The organism is Aeromonas sp. SrichE-2G, assembly GCF_017939565.1.
In the GTDB taxonomy this organism is placed as follows: Bacteria; Pseudomonadota; Gammaproteobacteria; order Enterobacterales; family Aeromonadaceae; genus Aeromonas; species Aeromonas taiwanensis.
In genome coordinates this window covers 924,305-941,394 of record NZ_JAGKRG010000004.1, presented here as the reverse complement: position 1 = coordinate 941,394, position 17,090 = coordinate 924,305, and the positions used below count along the sequence as shown (strand labels likewise).

Here is a 17,090-nt window from a genome sequence, read left to right as displayed (position 1 = left end):
GTGCAAAGCCAAACCACCCTTTCATACAGCGGCCGGCAAGCTCCATAAAAAAACCGACGGCCTTACGGCAGTCGGTTTTCGGGGTGCTCGGGCCGACAGGCCCTCGCGACGAGAGGATCAGGCGTCCAGCTCCACCAGCGCCTTGGCCAGCTCGATGGGTTCGAGCTCCTGACCTTCCAGATCGGCGTTCCAGTTCGGGCCGACCAGCACGTCGTCCTCGTCCAGATCGTTGATCCAGATGTCGAGGAACTCTTCCAGCTCGATCACTTCCGGCTCGTAGTCCGCCCACTCGTCCACGCAGTGCAGACGGGCATCCCCCTCGGCAGACCAGAGCGGCATCACGTCGGCGTCTTCGAACTCGGCGGAGCGGCACACCACCCAGTCTTCACCGTAGCGCAGACCCCACACCTGACCCGACTCGCGGACTTCTTCGATAAACAGCTGGAAATTGGCGTCAAGATTGTCAGTTAGTTTGCTCATGGGGTCTCTCTCTTGCAAAGCAATGGCAGGCAGTCGGCCAAGTCTGGCCGAGAATGGGGCAGATGGTGTCCCAAAAGCCCCCCAGACTCAAGCCTTATCCCCAAAAAGCCGGGGATAAAGGCCGTCAGATGCGATATTGCGCCACCAGGGCACTCAATTCGTCGCAGGCGAGCGCCAGTTGCCCGGACGCCTGCTCGGTGAGCCGGTTCTGGGCCAGGGCATCCGCCGCCAGCTGGGTAATGGCCACCAGCCTCAGGTTGATCTCCTCCGCCGCCCGGCTCTGCTCCGCCGCCGCCGTGGCGATCTGGCCGTTCATGGCGGTGATGGTGTGCACCGAGCCATCGATGGCATGGATGGCGGCGTCCGCATCACCGGCCTTGTCCGCCGTCGAGCGGGAGAGCTGCTGCAACTGGGTGATCCCGCTCACCACCTTGCCCGCCCCCTCCTGCAGCCGCTGGATCATCTGCCGGATCTCGTCGGTGGAGCTGTGGGTACGGGTGGCCAGGGTGCGCACCTCGTCGGCCACCACGGCAAAGCCGCGGCCCTGCTCGCCGGCCCGGGCGGCCTCGATGGCGGCGTTGAGGGCCAGCAGGTTGGTCTGCTCCGCTACCCCGCGAATGACGTCGAGCACGGAGCCTATCTGCTGGGTCTCCTCTTCGAGACGGCTCACCGCCTGCACCGTCTCCACCATCTCGTCCGCCAGCTGACCTATGGTCTCCCGGGTCCGGGCCACCACCTCGCGGCCATGCTGGGCGAGATTGAGCGCCGAGTCCGCCGCCTCCGCGGCCTGGGCCGCGTGCTGGCCCACTTCGCGGCTGCTCACCGTCATCTGCTCCATGGCACTGGCCACCCGCAGGGTATCCTGCTCCTGGCCGGTGACGATGGCGCCGGTGCGCTCCACCACCTCGGCCAGTTGATGGGCGTGCGCCCGGTTCTGCTCCGCAATCTGCTGGCTGCGCGCCACCAGCTGCGCCATCTGGCCGGCAAAGAGGTTGAAGTTGACGCTGAGCTGGCTCAGCTCGTCACGCCCCGATTCGGGCAGGCGAACACGCAGATCCCCCTCCCCCCTGGCGATGTTGCCAAGGGCCGACACCGACCGGGAGAGCGGCACGACTATGCTGCGCACGATGAGACCGACCACGGCAAACAGCAGCAACGCCAGCACCAGTCCGATCCCGAGCAGGGTGTGCAACACCTCCCGGTACTGGGCCTCCACGTCGTCCACATAGACACCGGTGCCGATGATCCAGTCCCAGGGGGCGAAACGCTTGACGTAGGAGATCTTGCGCACCGGCTCGTCCACTCCCGGCTTGGGCCAGTAGTAGGCCACCTCCCCCGCCCCCTGCGCCCGCGCCAGATCGGCGAAGGCGACGAACAGCTTGAGCCCCTGCTTGTCCTCCACCCCGGAGAGATCCTTGCCATCCAGATCGGGTTTCATGGGGTGCATCACCATGGTGGGGTGGCTGTCGTTGATCCAGAAGTAGTCGTCATTGCCATAGCGCAGCCCCTTGAGCAGGGCCAGCGCCTCGGCCTTGGCGCGCGCCTCGTCGAGCTCCCCCTTGCGCACCCTGGCCTCCAGCCCCGCCACCAGGCTGTAGGCGGTCTCGACCTGGGCCCGGGTCTGGCGGCTCTTCTCCCCCATCAGCCCCTGGTGGTAGATCTGCAGGCTGAAGAACAGCAACAGCCCCAGAAGGACCAGCACCATCAGGGTCACCAGCGACAGGCGCCGGCCGATACTCCATTGTCTCAACATACCCTCATCCCGCAGCGGCTACATATCCTTAACACTATGTTGTTGCGGCGCGGGCTGTCCACGATGTCAGCAAAAGGGATGCCAAAAACATGATCCAGCCCCAAAAACAAGAAAGGGTGCCCAGTGGCACCCTTTTTTGTTGTCGACCGGATGACGGCATCACCGCTCCCAGTACACCTCTTCCAGGCTGTCTTCCTTCTCCGGCAGACCGCGGGAGAGGCGCGGGCTGCTCTGGGCCAGCACCTCGTAGCTGACCCGGTTGGCGTATTTGCACACCTGAGCGAGGGAGGAGTAGGTCAGGAATTCGGAGAGGTGCTTGGCGGAGTTCGGCACGTTCATGCGGTGGTAGGCGTTGGCCACCATGTCGTGCAGCACGGCGGACAGCGCCCCGTCACCCGCGCCGTTGGTGTTCTTGATCTTCTCGGGCCCGCCCATGTAGGGGGAAATGTGGGAGTAGATCCGTGCAGGCTTGCGGCACTTGTCCCGGGCCATGGGGCGGCTGAACTCGTACATGTTGAATTCGGGGATGACACCGGGCAGCAGGGTATGGGTGGTCTCGCGCTTGTAATCCTCGTCGGTGTAACTCGCCATGTAGAGGCCGATGGGGCCCGCGGTGCAGAGCACCATGTCGGCCCAGTCCAGCGCCTTGTCGGCAGCACCCAGCGGATCCTTGATCCCGGTCAGGGCCTCCGCCTCGTCCTCGTTCATGGCGAGCACGGTCACGTTCTCGCTGATGAAGTCGCGCCACCACTGGGGGTTCTCGTCGATGACGAAACGGGTGCCCAGGGTCAGCACCACGGGCACGCCGGCCTCGCGGGCATAGCGCACGGCGGCCATGGCCGCCTCCTTCATGGGGGTGCCGTCGGCACCGCGCACCAGGTAGGCGGTGATGACCAGGGCCGAGGCCTCCTTGATGATGGACTCGGGGATGTGATCCACGTCCAGATGGTCCATCTTGCCGGCGTTGATGCCAAAGCTGCGCTCGCCCCCTTCGGTGATGAAGGTGAAGCAGCGACCCACGGGGCCATCCACCGGCTGCAGGTAGTCGAGGTTGACCCGGGAGGAGGTGTTGCACAGATAGCGGTAGGCGTAGCTGCCGATGCGGATGTCCTTGCTCATGACGCCGAGCAGGATGGAGTGGGAGTCCGCCAGCACGGAGTAGTTGTGCATGGTGTTGCCTATGGTGCCGCCGGCAAACTCGCTCACCACCATGTTGTTGCTCTTGAGCTCGTCGTAGACCAGCTCCGCCACCTCGTCGGAGATGAGCATGGAGTGGCCCTTGCTCAGGCCATACCGGTTCAGGAAGTCTTCGTCCACATGGGCTTCGATGTCCACCAGGGTCTGATCGATACCCACCACATAGGCCTTGCCCAGTTCGGTGAGCTGGGAATTTTGCGGGATCAGGGGATCACGTCTGTCGACCGGGAAGTAGTGTTTGGACTTGCGCTGACCGGGAAATTTCATGGCAATCTTCTGTGCTCTGGGGAAAAGAGGGGCGGGATTTTAACACAATCCTCCACGCCGAAAAGTCGCATGATTAAAATATGGGGTCAGTATAGACAAGGGTTTGCGGGGCAAACGTTTGATTTTTGACCTTGAAAAAAACCACCCCGTCGCGGGGTGGTCGTGGGATCCTGTGACGTCACTCTCACGCCAGCGAGAGACCCTGCACCAGCGCCAGCACCGAGAAAATCCCCAGCGACAGCCAGAAGAAGAGGGTACCAAAGAGGCGCGGCTTGTTCGGCGCCTTGGGGATCTGGATCCCGATAGCGTGCAGGATGCGCCCCACCAGCAGCAAGGTTCCACCTAGGTGCAGCCAGAACGCGCCGACCCCGGCCAGCTCGCACAGGGCCATCAGCAACAGGGTGAGGGGCACGTACTCGGCGAAGTTGCCGTGGGCACGGATGGCGGCGAGCATCTCGGGCGCCTCCCCTTCCCCTATCATCACCCTGAACTGGGCGCGGCGCTTGACCACCCAGAACGAAAGCAGCAGGAACAGAAGACCCAAGAAACCTGCGTAGATCAGCGTGATCTGCATCATCAAGACACTCCTTTATCGTTGAAGCCGGGCATCCCCGCGCCCAGGCACGGACGGATGCACACGGCCATCATGCCAGCTCGCGGCAGATGAGGGACACCATCATGCGGATGTGGGCCTGATCGCTGTTGAGGGCGGGCACATAATGGAACGCCTCCCCACCCGCGGCCAGGAAGTGCTCGCGGTTCTCGACCTGGATCTCCTCCAGGGTCTCGAGGCAGTCTGCCGAGAAGGCCGGGCAGATGACGTCGAGCCGCTTGATCCCCTGCTCCGCCAGCGCGGTGATGGTGGCATCGGTATAGGGCTTGAGCCACTCCTGCTTGCCGAAGCGGGACTGGAAGCTGGCGCTCCACTGCTCGGGGGCAAGACCGAGGGCCTCGGCCAGCAGGGCCGCGGTGCGGCGACACTGGTGACCATAGGGATCCCCCTCGTCCTCGCTGCGCTGGGGAATGCCGTGGAACGACATCAACAGGTGCTCCCCCTGCCCCTGCTGCTCCCACTGGCGACGCACGCTCATGGCCAGCGCCTGGATGTACTCCGGGTGGGCATGGTAATCACGGATGAGGCGCATCACCGGCAGGTGACGCTCCTTCTTCATCGCCCTGGCCCAGCCATCGAACACGGCGGCCGTGGTGCTGGCGGCGTACTGGGGATAGAGGGGCAGCAGGATCACCCGGTTGACCCCCTGGGCCTTGAGGGCCTGCCAGCCCTCGGCCAGGGAGGGAGAGCCGTAGGTCATGGCCAGCTGCACCGGCACGTCCACCCCTTCCCGCTTGAGCTCCTGCTCAAGGGCCGCACGCTGGCGCCGGCTGATGGCCATCAGGGGCGAGCCCTCTTCGGTCCAGATCTGCTGGTAGAGCTTGGCGACCCTGGGGGCCCGCAGCGGCAGGATGACGAAGTTGAGCAGGGGTGACCAGAGCAGGCGGGGGATCTCGACCACCCGCGGATCGCTGAGAAACTGGCCGAGGAAGGATCGGACGGCGGAGGCGGTCGGTGCGGCTGGGGTCCCCAGATTGACGAGCAAGATCCCGGTTTTCGTGGTCACGTTAGCGTCCTGTCGTTATGGTCATGAAGCAAGAAAGGGCCCTGGATGGACCCTTTATCTCGAACTCGTTGTCGATCGCAGGCGGGATCAGCCCAGGATGGCAGCCAGCTGCTGGCTGACCAGATCCACCGGCTGGGTGCCGTCGATCTTGACGTAACGGGTGTTGCCCGCTTCCGCTTCCTTGCCGTAGAAGCCGATGAGCGGCGCGGTCTGCTGATGGTAGACATCCAGACGCTTGCGAACCGTGGTCTCTTCGTCGTCGGCACGGATCACCAGATCCTCGCCGGTCACGTCATCCTTGCCTTCCACCTTCGGCGGGTTGAACACCACGTGGTAGGTACGACCGGAGCCGGAGTGCACGCGACGGCCGCTCATGCGCTTGACGATCTCTTCGTCCGGCACGTCGAACTCCAGCACGAAGTCCACCGCCACGCCGGCATCCTTCATGGCTTGCGCCTGGGGAATGGTGCGGGGGAAGCCGTCCAGCAGGAAGCCGTTGGCGCAATCCGGTTGCGCAATGCGTTCTTTGACCAGGCCGATGATGATGTCGTCGGAGACGAGCTGACCTGCGTCCATCACGGCCTTGGCCTTGAGGCCCAGCTCGGTGCCCGCCTTGATCGCCGCACGCAGCATGTCGCCGGTGGAGATCTGCGGAATACCGTGTTTTTCCATGATGAACTGAGCCTGGGTACCCTTGCCGGCGCCCGGAGCTCCCAACAGAACAATGCGCATACACGCTCCTAGTTGATTGGTTATTCAATTCTTGAGAAGGCAAAAAACTACACGTTTTCGCCCGTATTAACAAGCTCACCCCGTGTGAGTGGCCAGATTATCACCACACTCCCGCCCCGTCTCTGCGACCAAAGACGCAGACGACGACCACGAAAAATGATTGAAAATGCAGCAACTCACCACGAGGGAGCGGCCAGAAAAAAGCCCACTGCATGCAGTGGGCCTTGGGTCAGGGGATCACGCCTGCAACAGCAGACGGTTGATGCGGGAGACAAAGCTCGCCGGGTCGTTCAGACCGCCCTGCTCCGCCAGCTGGGCCTGTTCGTGCAAGAGGGCCACCCACTCGCCAAACAGGCTGTCGTCTTCGATGGTGCCAAGCTTCTTCACCAGGGCGTGGTCGGGGTTGAGCTCCAGGATGTACTTCTGCTCCGGCACCGGCTGGCCGGCGGCGCGCATCAGCTTGATCATCTGGGTGCTCATGCCGTGGGCGTCGGTGACGATGCAGGACGGCGAGTCGGTCAGACGGTGGGTGACGCGCACCTCTTTCACCGCTTCGCCCAGGCTCGTTTTCACCCGCTCAACCAGACCGGCGTTGGCCTTCTCGGCCTCTTCTTGCGCCTGCTTGGAGGCCTCGTCTTCCAGATCGCCGAGATCCAGCTCGCCACGGGTGACGGAGACCAGCTGCTTGCCGTCGAACTCGGTGAGGTGGCTCATCAGCCACTCGTCGACCCGCTCCCACATCAGCAGCACTTCGACGCCCTTCTTGCGGAAGATCTCGAGGTGCGGGCTGTTCTTGGCCGCGGCATAGGAGTCGGCGGTGATGTAGTAGATCTTCTGCTGGCCTTCCTTCATGCGGCCAACGTAATCCTCCAGCGACACTGTCTGGGCCTCGCCCTCGCCGGCAGTGCTGGCAAAGCGCAGCAGTTTGGCGATCTCCTCGCGGTTGGCGTAATCCTCGGCCGGGCCCTCTTTGAGCACATTGCCGAACTCGCTCCAGAACTTGGCGTACTTCTCGCCGTCATCCTTGGCCAGCTTGTTCAGCATAGTGAGCACGCGCTTGGAGCAGGCCTTGCGCAGGGAGGCGGTCACCTTGTTGTCTTGCAGAATTTCACGGCTGACGTTGAGCGGCAGATCGTTGGAGTCCAGCACCCCTTTCACGAAGCGCAGGTAGGTCGGCATAAACTGCTCGGCGTCATCCATGATGAAGACGCGCTGCACGTAGAGTTTCAGGCCATGCTTCTGCTCGCGGTTGTAGAGATCGAACGGCGCGCGGGCGGGGATGTAGAGCAGGCTGGTGTACTCCTGGGCCCCTTCCACCCGGTTGTGACCCCACAGGAGCGGATCTTCGAAGTCGTGGGCGACGTGCTTGTAGAACTCCTGATACTCCTCGTCCTTGATGTCTTTCGGGTTGCGGGTCCAGAGCGCGGTGGCGCGGTTGACCTGCTCCCACTCGCCCGGGGTGCCGACGATGGTTTCACCGTCCTCTTCCCGATCCGGGGTCCCCTCCTTATACATCTCCACCGGCACGCTGATATGGTCGGAATACTTGGCGACCACGGAGCGCAGGCGCCAGTCGTCCAGGAACTCCTCCTCATCGCTGCGCAGGTGCAGGATGACGTCGGTGCCGCGGCCCTCTTTGGTCACGTCGGCCACGGTGAAGGAACCTTCACCCTCGGATTCCCACTGCACGCCCTGACCCGGCTCGGTGCCGGCGGCGCGGGAGATGACAGTCACCTTGTCGGCGACGATGAAGGCGGAGTAGAAGCCCACCCCGAACTGGCCGATCAGCTGGGAATCCTTGCCCTGATCGCCGGAGAGGTGCTTGAAGAATTCGGCGGTGCCGGATTTCGCGATGGTGCCCAGGTGCTCGATCACCTGGTCACGGGTCATGCCGATGCCGTTGTCCGAAATGGTCAACGTCTTGTTCTCTTTGTCCACCACCAGGCGCACGCGCAGCTGGCCGTCGTTTTCGAACAAAGAGGCATCGGAAAGCGCCTTGAAGCGCAGCTTGTCCGCCGCATCGGAGGCGTTGGAGATCAGCTCGCGCAGGAATACTTCTTTGTTGGAGTAGAGGCTGTGAGCCATCAGGCTCAGCAATTGTTTGACTTCAGTCTGAAAGCCGTGGGTTTCGGCGTGAACACTTTGGGTCATCGACCAATCCTCAAAACGTCGGGTTGAACAGATTCCCAAGCTAGATGGGGTTGGCCTTTCAAATATCAAGGGGCGAAGATGCAAACTTGCATGCCCGCCCCTTGTTGCGGGCTCGGATGACCATTTCTTGTACCATCCAGCCAAACCTGTTTATGAGCCGTCGCGAGAAGCCGTCAGCAAGGTGAAGAGCAGCGCAGGAACCGGAGTTTATAGGCATAAATGAGGATTCCGAGCAGCACATGAGCCTTGTTCACGGTTTCGCAGCAGGCTCATAAGCAGGTTTAGATGCGCTGGCGCCCCATCAGGGAGTGGGACAGGGTAGTGCCATCCACCAGCTCCAGCTCCCCGCCCACCGGCACCCCGTGGGCGATGCGGCTCACGGCCACCCCGGCGGCGCGGGCCATGTCGGCGATGTACCAGGCGGTGGCATCCCCCTCTATGGTGGGGTTGGTGGCGAGGATCAGCTCCTTGATGTGCTCATCCTTCAGCCGCCGCTCCAGGATCTCCAGACCCAGCTCCTCCGGGCCTATGCCGTCGAGCGGCGACAGGTGCCCCATCAGCACGAAGTAGCGGCCGGAGAACTGGCCGGTCTGCTCGATGGCGGCCACGTCCGCCGGGCTCTCCACCACGCAGAGCAGGCCGTTCTCCTCGCGCTTGGGATTGGCGCAGATCTCGCAGCGATCGTTCTCGGTAAAGGTGCGGCAGTGGCTGCAGTGACCGATTTCGGTCAGCGCCCGACTGAGCAACTGGGCCAACCGCAAGCCACCGCTGCGCTCGCGCTCCAGCAGGGTGAACGCCATGCGCTGGGCCGATTTCGGGCCCACGCCCGGCAAGACCTGCAGCGCCTTCATCATCTCATCGAGCAGGGGACTGAATTTCATGGGAATATCCTTTAAAGCCGCGCCGAAGGAGTGATTCGGCCCGCATGCCTGACGCGGCGCCGACTCCTCCATCCGAACCTATCTTGTTGGCGCAGGACTATACCCGAGCCCGCCCCAAGCGCCAATGACTCAGGCGCCTGACGGGTAGAGGAAGAGGCTTCTCTGGTGCAGCCTGTTGGGACTCATGGCTGGGGGATACAAATAAAACAGATAGGTGGCTCTATTCGGTCGATTAATTGCGCTAGAGCTGACGTTTAATACTGCACGTGGTGAAGAAATTCGTCTGCTGCAGGCCATTGGGATGGGAGCCCGCCACTCTACAATTAATTACTACCCTGTTGTGCGCCCTTACTCTTGTTAATTACTGATGCAATTTACCTCGTCAATTGAACCCTGAACTTATATACAACTCTTATTATTCCGGCATATTTATAGAAACCACCCTTACCGCCCTGCCAGCTCCTGAACAGCCATCAAAAACAGGACACTATCGCCACCTGACCCCTTCTACGCCGAGCGAAAGCCTGCGATTTATTGGTCAGCATTTTATCATTTATTTTATGAGCAGATTAACAGGAAACACCGGGTAAAATAGAGCCATAGCTAAAATAACCGATTACCTGTTGTTAGCTGAGTCACGTCAATCGACGAGTAATTAATAAACCCATCCGACATCCCTTTTTGATTATTTATACCTGAGCATAAACCCGCTCACTCTGTGTCATTATTCACCGAATGGCAGATAAACAGACTGTATTCCATGATTAGCCCCCTATTTATATCCAGTTGACCCCCAACCCCACCACTACCCCGGAATTCCCCTGAACGGAGCGCCGAGACCCTCGCGTGTTCGGGCCCAGTGGTGACAGCCTTGTCACCCTCACACTGACAGATAACGTTATGAACTGTACTAACAAACCCGCCCTGTCCGGCGTCATGCTGGCGGCGATCGGCGTGGTCTATGGCGACATCGGCACCAGCCCGCTCTATACCCTGCGCGAGTGCCTCTCCGACCAATTCGGTTTCGGGGTAGAGCCCGCCTCCATCTTGGGCTTTCTTTCACTGATCTTCTGGCTGCTGATCCTGGTGGTCTCGGTCAAGTACCTCTCCTTCGTGATGCGGGCGGACAATGCAGGCGAAGGGGGCATCCTCACCCTGATGTCGCTGGCCACCCGCAACACTCCGGCCAAGTGGACCCCCTTGCTGATCATCCTGGGGCTCATTGGCGGCAGCTTCTTCTATGGCGAGGTGGTGATCACCCCGGCCATGTCGGTGATGTCGGCCATCGAGGGCCTGAAGATAGCCGCCCCCTCCCTTGACCCCTATATAGTGCCGCTCTCGGTGCTGGTGCTGACCCTGCTGTTCGCCATCCAGAAACACGGCACCGCCACCGTGGGCAAGCTGTTTGCCCCCATCATGCTGATCTGGTTCCTGACCCTGGCGGTGCTTGGGCTTCGCAGCATCCTCCAGCACCCCGAGGTGCTGGGGGCGCTCAACCCCATCTGGGCGCTGCGCTTCTTCATGACCTACCAGAGCGCCTCCTTCTTTGCCCTGGGCGCCGTGGTGCTGGCCATCACGGGGGTGGAGGCGCTCTATGCGGACATGGGCCATTTTGGCAAGAGCCCCATTCGCCGCGCCTGGTTTATGGTGGTGCTGCCGTCCCTGGTGCTCAACTACTTCGGCCAGGGGGCCCTGCTGCTCGGCAATCCCGAGGCCATCACCAACCCCTTCTTCCTGCTCGCGCCGAAATGGGCCCTGCTGCCCCTGCTGCTGCTGGCGACGCTCGCGACGGTGATCGCCTCCCAGGCGGTGATCTCCGGGGTCTTTTCCCTCACCCGGCAGGCGGTGCGGCTCGGCTATCTCTCCCCCATCCGCATCGTGCACACCTCGGAGCAGGAGTCCGGCCAGATCTATATTCCGGTCATCAACTGGCTGCTCTATCTCTCTGTGGTGATCGTCATCATGAGCTTCGAGCACTCCAGCAATCTGGCGGCGGCCTATGGCATCGCTGTCACCGGTACCATGGTGCTCACCTCCATCCTCTCCTGCTCGGTGGCCCGCCACAGCTGGCACTGGCGCAAGCCGCTGGTAGTCACCCTCTTCGCCCTGCTGCTCGCCATCGACGTGCCGCTCTTTGCCGCCAACCTCGCCAAGGTCTTCTCCGGCGGCTGGTTGCCGCTGACCCTGGGGGCCGTCATGTTCACCCTGATGACCAGCTGGAAGAGCGAGCGCTGCCAGCTTATCCGCCGCCTGAACGAGCACGGCAACTCGCTGGAGCCGATGATAGCGTCGCTCGAAAAATCCCCGCCGACCCGGGTGGCGGGCACCGCCGTCTATCTGTCGCGGGTGGTCAACGTCATCCCCCATGCGCTCCTGCACAACCTCAAGCACAACAAGGTGCTGCACGAGCGCATCATCCTGCTCACCCTGAAGGTGGAGGATGTGCCCTACGTCCACAACGTGCGCCGGGTCTGCATCGAGCAGCTCTCCCCCACCTTCTGGCGGGTGGTGGCGAGCTATGGCTGGCGCGAGACCCCGAACGTGGAGGAGATCTTCCACCGCTGCAACCTGGAGGGCTTAAGCTGCCGGATGATGGAGACCTCCTTCTTCATGGCTCACGAGTCGCTCATCATGAAGGAGCGCCCCTGGTACCTCTATCTGCGGGGCAAGCTCTTCATGCTGCTGCAACGCAACGCCCTGCGGGCGCCGGATCAGTTCGAGATCCCGCCCAACCGGGTCGTCGAGCTGGGATCCCAGGTGGATATCTGACCGGGGCCGATACCCGAGCCCCGGGGAGACAGACTTGCCCTCGTGGTGGCCAGGCCCCCATGCCCTGTTGCATGGGGCGCCCTGGCGCCTCATGCAAGCACATCTTGTGTGTTTACCCCCTTCCATGACGCTGCGCCCCTCACCCCAATCCGGGTGATGCTTCAGGCAGGACGCCGCGACGCCGAAACATTGCGCCACCCATTCCTGTAGACTGCGGTGATAGCCGTTTACATGTTGAATGTGGCAGGCACCGGCTATCACCCGCTGTCCCAACTGGTTATGCCGCATCTGATGACCCAATACCGGGTTGCGATCCACGCTCTCATACCCATTTGCACCACCATCACCAAGAAGTTATCCCGTTTCGTTCCGCAGGCACCCCGTCATGGTGCAGCGATGGCGTCACATCCTGCAGACCCCATGGTGCAGGGCGGATCTGTCCGTGCATGACAATGGGGCAGGCAGGGCAATCTGTTTACAGGGGCATTCATGGGAAGGGGAATGGCGAAGGAGATGAGAAAAGGCTCGGGTATCCATGATGGAGGCCCTCAGGGTGAGTTCCAGCTCCACGATAAGCCTTCCAACGCGTAAGGGGAACGATGACAAAAAACCGGCCAGATATGGCTGAAATGGGCCTAATTCCCCTCCAGTCTGGAGGGAGAAAAGCAGTGATAAATATTGCCCCTATAGGGAGCCAGAGAAAGCGTCGGCAGGTGAATTTATACAGAGGAATATCCCGTATTTTACCCATTTAAACATTCTCATTCGCCACATAATTTACCACCAACAAAACAACTGATAACATCTTTTTACAATTCAAAGCACATAAAACAACATGATTCGGTCACCCCCTGCACACTCGCCGTGGCAGCCAGGATCACCGGATCAGGATTGAGACCAGCAGCCCACTTTTCATCGAGCAGACACCCGACACCATGATGAACACAGTTACGGCCAGCATCGATCTCGATGCACTCCAGCACAATTTCGCCGTGGTGCGCCGCCACGCCCCCCACAGCAAGATCATCGCGGTGCTCAAGGCCAATGCCTATGGCCACGGGCTGCTGCCGGTCGCCCACGCCCTCGCCCAGGCCGATGCCTATGCCGTGGCCAGGGTCGAGGAGGCGCTGGTATTGCGCGCCAACGCCATCACCAAGCCCATTCTGGTGCTGGGGGGCTTCTTCAGTGCCGAGGCGCTGCCGCTGCTGGCCAGGCACGATCTGCAGACCACCCTGCATACCTGGGAGCAGTTGGCGCTGCTCGAACAGGCCAACCTGCCCGCCCCCATCAAGGTGTGGCTCAAGCTCGATACCGGGATGAACCGGCTCGGGCTGCGCGCCCGGGAGCTGCCCGCCTTTATCGAGCGGCTGAGCCATTGCCGCAACGTGGTGCAACCGTTCCACCTGATGACCCACTTCAGCCAGTCCGATGAGCAGGATACCCAGGCCACTCTGCTGCAGATCGAAGAGTTCAACCGCCTCACCGCCCACCTGCCAGGCGAGCGGGCCATGGCCAACTCCGCCGGCATCCTCGCCTGGCCAGCCTCCCGCAGCGACTGGATCCGGCCCGGCCTCATGCTCTATGGCGCCTCCCCCTTTACCGGCCAGCTCGCCGCCGACCATGATCTGCGTCCGGTCATGACCCTCAAGAGCCAACTCATCGCCACCCGCGCCTGCCAGCAGGGCGAGGCGGTCGGCTATGGGGGTCACTGGGTGGCGGATCGGGACACCACCCTCGGGGTGGTGGCAGCGGGTTACGGGGATGGCTACCCCCGCATGGCCCCCGAAGGAACCCCCATGCTCATCAATGGCCGTCGGGTGCCCATCGTGGGTCGGGTCTCCATGGACATGATCACCGTCGATCTGGGCCCGGCGGCCAGCGACAAGGTGGGGGATGCGGTCACCCTGTGGGGAGAAGGGCTGCCGGTGGAGCAGGTGGCCGAGAAGATAGGCACCATCCCCTACGAGCTGCTCACCCGTCTGACCAGCAGGGTTCATCTCGCGCATTGCGACAGCCGCGAACAGATGCCGATGTTGAAGCTGGCCTGAGCAATCGGGCTAAAGCCGGCCGCATCGAGGTGGCAACCGGCCCCTGACAAACAAAAGGCCCCGTCTTGCGACGGGGCCTTTGCCAAGGGGTTAAGAGCACGAATGTTGCCGCTGCGCCCAAAGCAAAAAACCGACCTTGAGGTCGGTTTTTATAATTTGACGATGAGTCTGGATTGACTCGCGCCGTCCCTGGCGCTCGCCCTGCGGGCGGCCTCTGGCCGCCTGTCGAACCAGGGCCCGAACCGAGCCGCCCATCATCGAATAAAGCAAAAGGCCCCGTCTTGCGACGGGGCCTTTTGCTTTATTTGGCGGTGAGGGAGGGATTCGAACCCTCGATACGTTGCCGTATACACACTTTCCAGGCGTGCTCCTTCAGCCACTCGGACACCTCACCAAATTTTTACTTCTTGAAGTGGCTTTCGGAGCACGCTGCGCGTGCATCTTGCCGACTTCGTCGGTGGGCAGCCTCTCGGTCACCTCACCAAATTTTGGTCTGTGATTTAACGTGTTCAGCCAACACGAGTTCGTTGCGCCATTGCGCTGGAACGGGGCGTAATGTAAGGGATAGGAGCGGGCCGGTCAATCCTATTTTTTATCTTTTGCCACTGATTGCTCAATTAGCGAACCAAGTGACTAAAAAGGTGCCGTTTTCTATCCCTTTCCATCAATTTTCAACCGCTTCGTGCAAATGTTCCCCTCGCATGGCCTCTTCCAGCGAACCGTAGAATTCCAGTTCCCCCGCGACCGGGCACACCTTGGCCCGAGCCAGGGTCTTGAGGGGCTGGAACTGCAGCTCGGCCACCTTGAGCCGGACCCCTGCCTTGGCCATCCGTCTGGCAAACTGCTGGAATGCAGACAGCCCCCCCGCATCCAGGATGGAGACCGCCTCCATCTGCAGGATCAACTCGTCGTGATCCCGCACCTGGGCCAGCAGCTCGTCAAAGACCCGCTCGGCAGCGGCAAAGAACAGGGGGCCGTTGATCTTGTAGATCAGGGTCCCCGCCTGAACCTCACCGGCGTAACGCTTGTGCTCCGCCAGATTGTGCAGCCGGGTCATCTTGGCGATCTCCCGCATGAACAGCAGGGAGGCCAGGATCACCCCGAAAGTAATGGCGATGACCATATCGAAGATGACGGTGAGTGACAGGCAGACCAGCAGCACCAGCACGTCCGATTTGGGGGCGCGGCGCACCAGATCCACCACCTTGTGCGCTTCACTCATGTTCCAGGCCACCAGCAGCAGCAGGGCAGCCATGGCGGAGAGCGGCAACCAGGAGAGCCAGGGCGCCAGCACCAGGATGGCGGCCAGCACCACCAGCGCATGGACGATACCGGAGATGGGAGAGGTGGCCCCGGCCCGCACGTTGGCGGCGGAGCGGGCGATGGCGGCCGTCGCCGTGATGCCCCCGAAGAAGGGCGCCAGTATGTTGCCGAGCCCCTGCCCCAGCAGCTCGCCGTTGGAGCTGTGCTTGCGACCCGTCATGCCGTCCAGCACCACGGCGCAGAGCAGGGATTCGATGGCCCCCAGCATGGCCATGGAGAAGGCGGCAGGCAGTAGTCGCTGGATGGCGGCCAGGTTCCACTCCACCGGCGCCCCGTCCGGCCCGGGCAGGGCCCAGGGCATCACCAGGGTCGGAGCGATGGGGGGGATCCCCATGCCCTGGGTACCGTCGGCCAGGGTATAGCTGAACTTGCTGCCGATGGTGGCCACGTCCACCCCGAACTGGTGCAGGCCAAAGCCCAGGCCCACCCCCACCAGCACGGCGGGCAGGTGGCCGGGGACCGGCAGACGCAGCCTCGGCCAGAGCAGCAGCACCGCCAGGGTCGCCACCCCCACCAGGGTGTCTCCCCATTGCCAGCTGGGCAGGGCATGAGCCAGCGCCTGCACCTTGCCGAGGTAGGTCTCCGGCATCTCGGGCACCTGCAGGCCGAAGAAGTCCTTGATCTGCAGGGTGGCGATCACGATGGCGATACCGCCGGTAAAGCCCAGGGTCACCGAGGGCGGAATGTATTCGATGAGGCGGCCGAGGCGCGCCATCCCCATGGCCACCAGGAAGCAGCCCGAGATCAGGGTGGCCATCAAGAGCCCCCCCACCCCGAACTGCTGGGCCACCGGGTAGAGGATCACCACGAAGGCGGCGGTGGGCCCCGAGATGGAGAAGCGGGAGCCCCCGGTCACGGCGATCACGATACCGGCGATGATGGCGGTGTAGAGGCCGTGCTGGGGTGGCACGCCGCTGGCGATGGCCAGCGCCATGGCCAGCGGGATGGCGATGATGCCGACCGTGATGCCGGCGATGAGGTCTCGCCCGAAGCGGGCAGCACTGTAGGGTTCGTCTATGCAGGATTGGCGCAATGCGATAGCCAGCTTCACGCCTTGTAAGGAAGCTTGATTGTGCATGTCTAGGGTAATACCAGAAGAAGGAGGCAAAGGCCGGGGTGAACCGGCACCCGATCATCATCAAGGGCCGGCAGAGCTGTCGACGCGGCGATGGTATCCTGAGCAACCATACCCGAGCCGGCCCGATAATTCGATGGGCGGGATCAAGAAATGGCCATGAACCCGCAATAATGTCCCCTATCCCCCGCATTTGCGCGCCGTTTCCCGCACATTGCGGCCAGGACCGCCACGCCCCTCACCTCCCGGTGAGAAAGCAGGCCGATGGCAGGCAAGGTGGCCCGCGCCCCCTCCCCGCCCAAATGCCGCAAGAAGAGAGCTGCAAGAGAGGTGTGGCAGAGCGACGTCGTATTCCTGTCAGAAGGGGCATGCCAAGCCGCTGATTGTGCTGAAAATAGTCCACAGCGACCAAGTTTTGGGCAAACAGTCCGAAAAGCCATTTATTACCCAAGCCATCGGGTTGACACCCGTCTGCGAGGCCATTAATATCCGCCCCGTCTCGACGAGACAGGCAATTCCTCCTTAGTTCAGTCGGTAGAACGGCGGACTGTTAATCCGTATGTCACTGGTTCAAGTCCAGTAGGAGGAGCCAATTCCCTCGTAGTTCAGTCGGTAGAACGGCGGACTGTTAATCCGTATGTCACAGGTTCAAGTCCTGTCGAGGGAGCCATATTCCATGCCTCAAAGGCCCGATCGCAAGATCGGGCCTTTTTGTTTTGCCTGTCTCTGGCGCCAGATGCTGCCACATTGTCGCCTTTTGCATGTCAATGCGCTCGCCCTGCCCCCTATACTGAC

Annotated in this window: 11 protein-coding genes and 3 tRNA genes; 4 read left to right on the top strand and 10 right to left on the bottom strand. The window is 62.0% G+C overall.

Annotation, left to right across the window (positions count from 1 at the left end; translation table 11 throughout):
- Nucleotides 1-117: 117 nt before the first annotated feature.
- The 8 genes from J9885_RS06310 to recR form a co-directional block, all read right to left on the bottom strand.
- Nucleotides 118-480 (bottom strand): DUF2750 domain-containing protein, encoded by a 363-nt coding sequence (locus tag J9885_RS06310; protein ID WP_010674427.1) that lies wholly within the window; start codon nucleotides 478-480, stop codon nucleotides 118-120.
- A gap of 124 nt (nucleotides 481-604) precedes the next feature.
- On the bottom strand, nucleotides 605-2,233 hold the full coding sequence (locus tag J9885_RS06305) for a methyl-accepting chemotaxis protein (protein WP_246876801.1): 1,629 nt from the start codon (nucleotides 2,231-2,233) through the stop codon (nucleotides 605-607).
- 159 nt (nucleotides 2,234-2,392) lie between these two features.
- Nucleotides 2,393-3,697, bottom strand: a complete 1,305-nt coding sequence (locus J9885_RS06300) for an inosine/guanosine kinase (protein ID WP_043761234.1) — start codon at nucleotides 3,695-3,697, stop codon at nucleotides 2,393-2,395.
- 184 nt (nucleotides 3,698-3,881) lie between these two features.
- Nucleotides 3,882-4,274, bottom strand: a complete 393-nt coding sequence (locus J9885_RS06295) for an MAPEG family protein (protein WP_043761236.1) — start codon at nucleotides 4,272-4,274, stop codon at nucleotides 3,882-3,884.
- 67 nt (nucleotides 4,275-4,341) lie between these two features.
- Entirely contained in the window at nucleotides 4,342-5,316 is a 975-nt protein-coding gene (gene hemH, locus J9885_RS06290; protein ID WP_043761238.1) for a ferrochelatase, read from the bottom strand.
- A gap of 87 nt (nucleotides 5,317-5,403) precedes the next feature.
- Nucleotides 5,404-6,048 (bottom strand): adenylate kinase, encoded by a 645-nt coding sequence (gene adk / locus J9885_RS06285; protein ID WP_043761240.1) that lies wholly within the window; start codon nucleotides 6,046-6,048, stop codon nucleotides 5,404-5,406.
- Between the two features lie 237 nt (nucleotides 6,049-6,285).
- On the bottom strand, nucleotides 6,286-8,199 hold the full coding sequence (gene htpG, locus J9885_RS06280; protein ID WP_210548469.1) for a molecular chaperone HtpG: 1,914 nt from the start codon (nucleotides 8,197-8,199) through the stop codon (nucleotides 6,286-6,288).
- A gap of 281 nt (nucleotides 8,200-8,480) precedes the next feature.
- Nucleotides 8,481-9,080, bottom strand: coding sequence for a recombination mediator RecR (gene recR / locus J9885_RS06275; protein ID WP_134696169.1), 600 nt, complete (start codon nucleotides 9,078-9,080; stop codon nucleotides 8,481-8,483).
- Between the two features lie 900 nt (nucleotides 9,081-9,980).
- Between recR and kup the strand changes: the two genes are divergently transcribed.
- Complete coding sequence (kup, locus tag J9885_RS06270) at nucleotides 9,981-11,849, top strand: low affinity potassium transporter Kup (protein WP_210548468.1); 1,869 nt, start codon at nucleotides 9,981-9,983, stop codon at nucleotides 11,847-11,849.
- 935 nt (nucleotides 11,850-12,784) lie between these two features.
- Nucleotides 12,785-13,897, top strand: coding sequence for an alanine racemase (gene alr / locus J9885_RS06265; RefSeq protein ID WP_210548467.1), 1,113 nt, complete (start codon nucleotides 12,785-12,787; stop codon nucleotides 13,895-13,897).
- Between the two features lie 306 nt (nucleotides 13,898-14,203).
- Here the strand turns inward: alr and J9885_RS06260 are convergent.
- Nucleotides 14,204-14,291, bottom strand: a tRNA-Ser gene (locus J9885_RS06260).
- Between the two features lie 270 nt (nucleotides 14,292-14,561).
- A complete protein-coding gene (gene dauA / locus J9885_RS06255; RefSeq protein WP_210548466.1) occupies nucleotides 14,562-16,298 on the bottom strand; it encodes a C4-dicarboxylic acid transporter DauA in 1,737 nt (578 codons plus the stop codon).
- 513 nt (nucleotides 16,299-16,811) lie between these two features.
- On the opposite strand from dauA, the gene J9885_RS06250 reads away from it, so the two are divergent.
- Both J9885_RS06250 and J9885_RS06245 read left to right on the top strand, forming a co-directional pair.
- Nucleotides 16,812-16,887 (top strand) — tRNA-Asn (locus tag J9885_RS06250).
- 2 nt (nucleotides 16,888-16,889) lie between these two features.
- Nucleotides 16,890-16,965: transfer RNA gene (locus J9885_RS06245), tRNA-Asn, on the top strand.
- The last annotated feature ends 125 nt before the right edge of the window (nucleotides 16,966-17,090 follow it).

Bases quoted from the DNA above. Each gene is read 5' to 3' on its own strand.
- J9885_RS06310 (WP_010674427.1), bottom strand. From the start codon at position 480: ATGAGCAAACTAACTGACAATCTTGACGCCAATTTCCAGCTGTTTATC.
- J9885_RS06305 (WP_246876801.1), bottom strand. From the start codon at position 2,233: ATGTTGAGACAATGGAGTATCGGCCGGCGCCTGTCGCTGGTGACCCTG.
- J9885_RS06300 (WP_043761234.1), bottom strand. From the start codon at position 3,697: ATGAAATTTCCCGGTCAGCGCAAGTCCAAACACTACTTCCCGGTCGAC.
- J9885_RS06295 (WP_043761236.1), bottom strand. From the start codon at position 4,274: ATGATGCAGATCACGCTGATCTACGCAGGTTTCTTGGGTCTTCTGTTC.
- adk (WP_043761240.1), bottom strand. From the start codon at position 6,048: ATGCGCATTGTTCTGTTGGGAGCTCCGGGCGCCGGCAAGGGTACCCAG.
- htpG (WP_210548469.1), bottom strand. From the start codon at position 8,199: ATGACCCAAAGTGTTCACGCCGAAACCCACGGCTTTCAGACTGAAGTC.
- recR (WP_134696169.1), bottom strand. From the start codon at position 9,080: ATGAAATTCAGTCCCCTGCTCGATGAGATGATGAAGGCGCTGCAGGTC.
- kup (WP_210548468.1), top strand. From the start codon at position 9,981: ATGAACTGTACTAACAAACCCGCCCTGTCCGGCGTCATGCTGGCGGCG.
- alr (WP_210548467.1), top strand. From the start codon at position 12,785: ATGATGAACACAGTTACGGCCAGCATCGATCTCGATGCACTCCAGCAC.
- dauA (WP_210548466.1), bottom strand. From the start codon at position 16,298: ATGCACAATCAAGCTTCCTTACAAGGCGTGAAGCTGGCTATCGCATTG.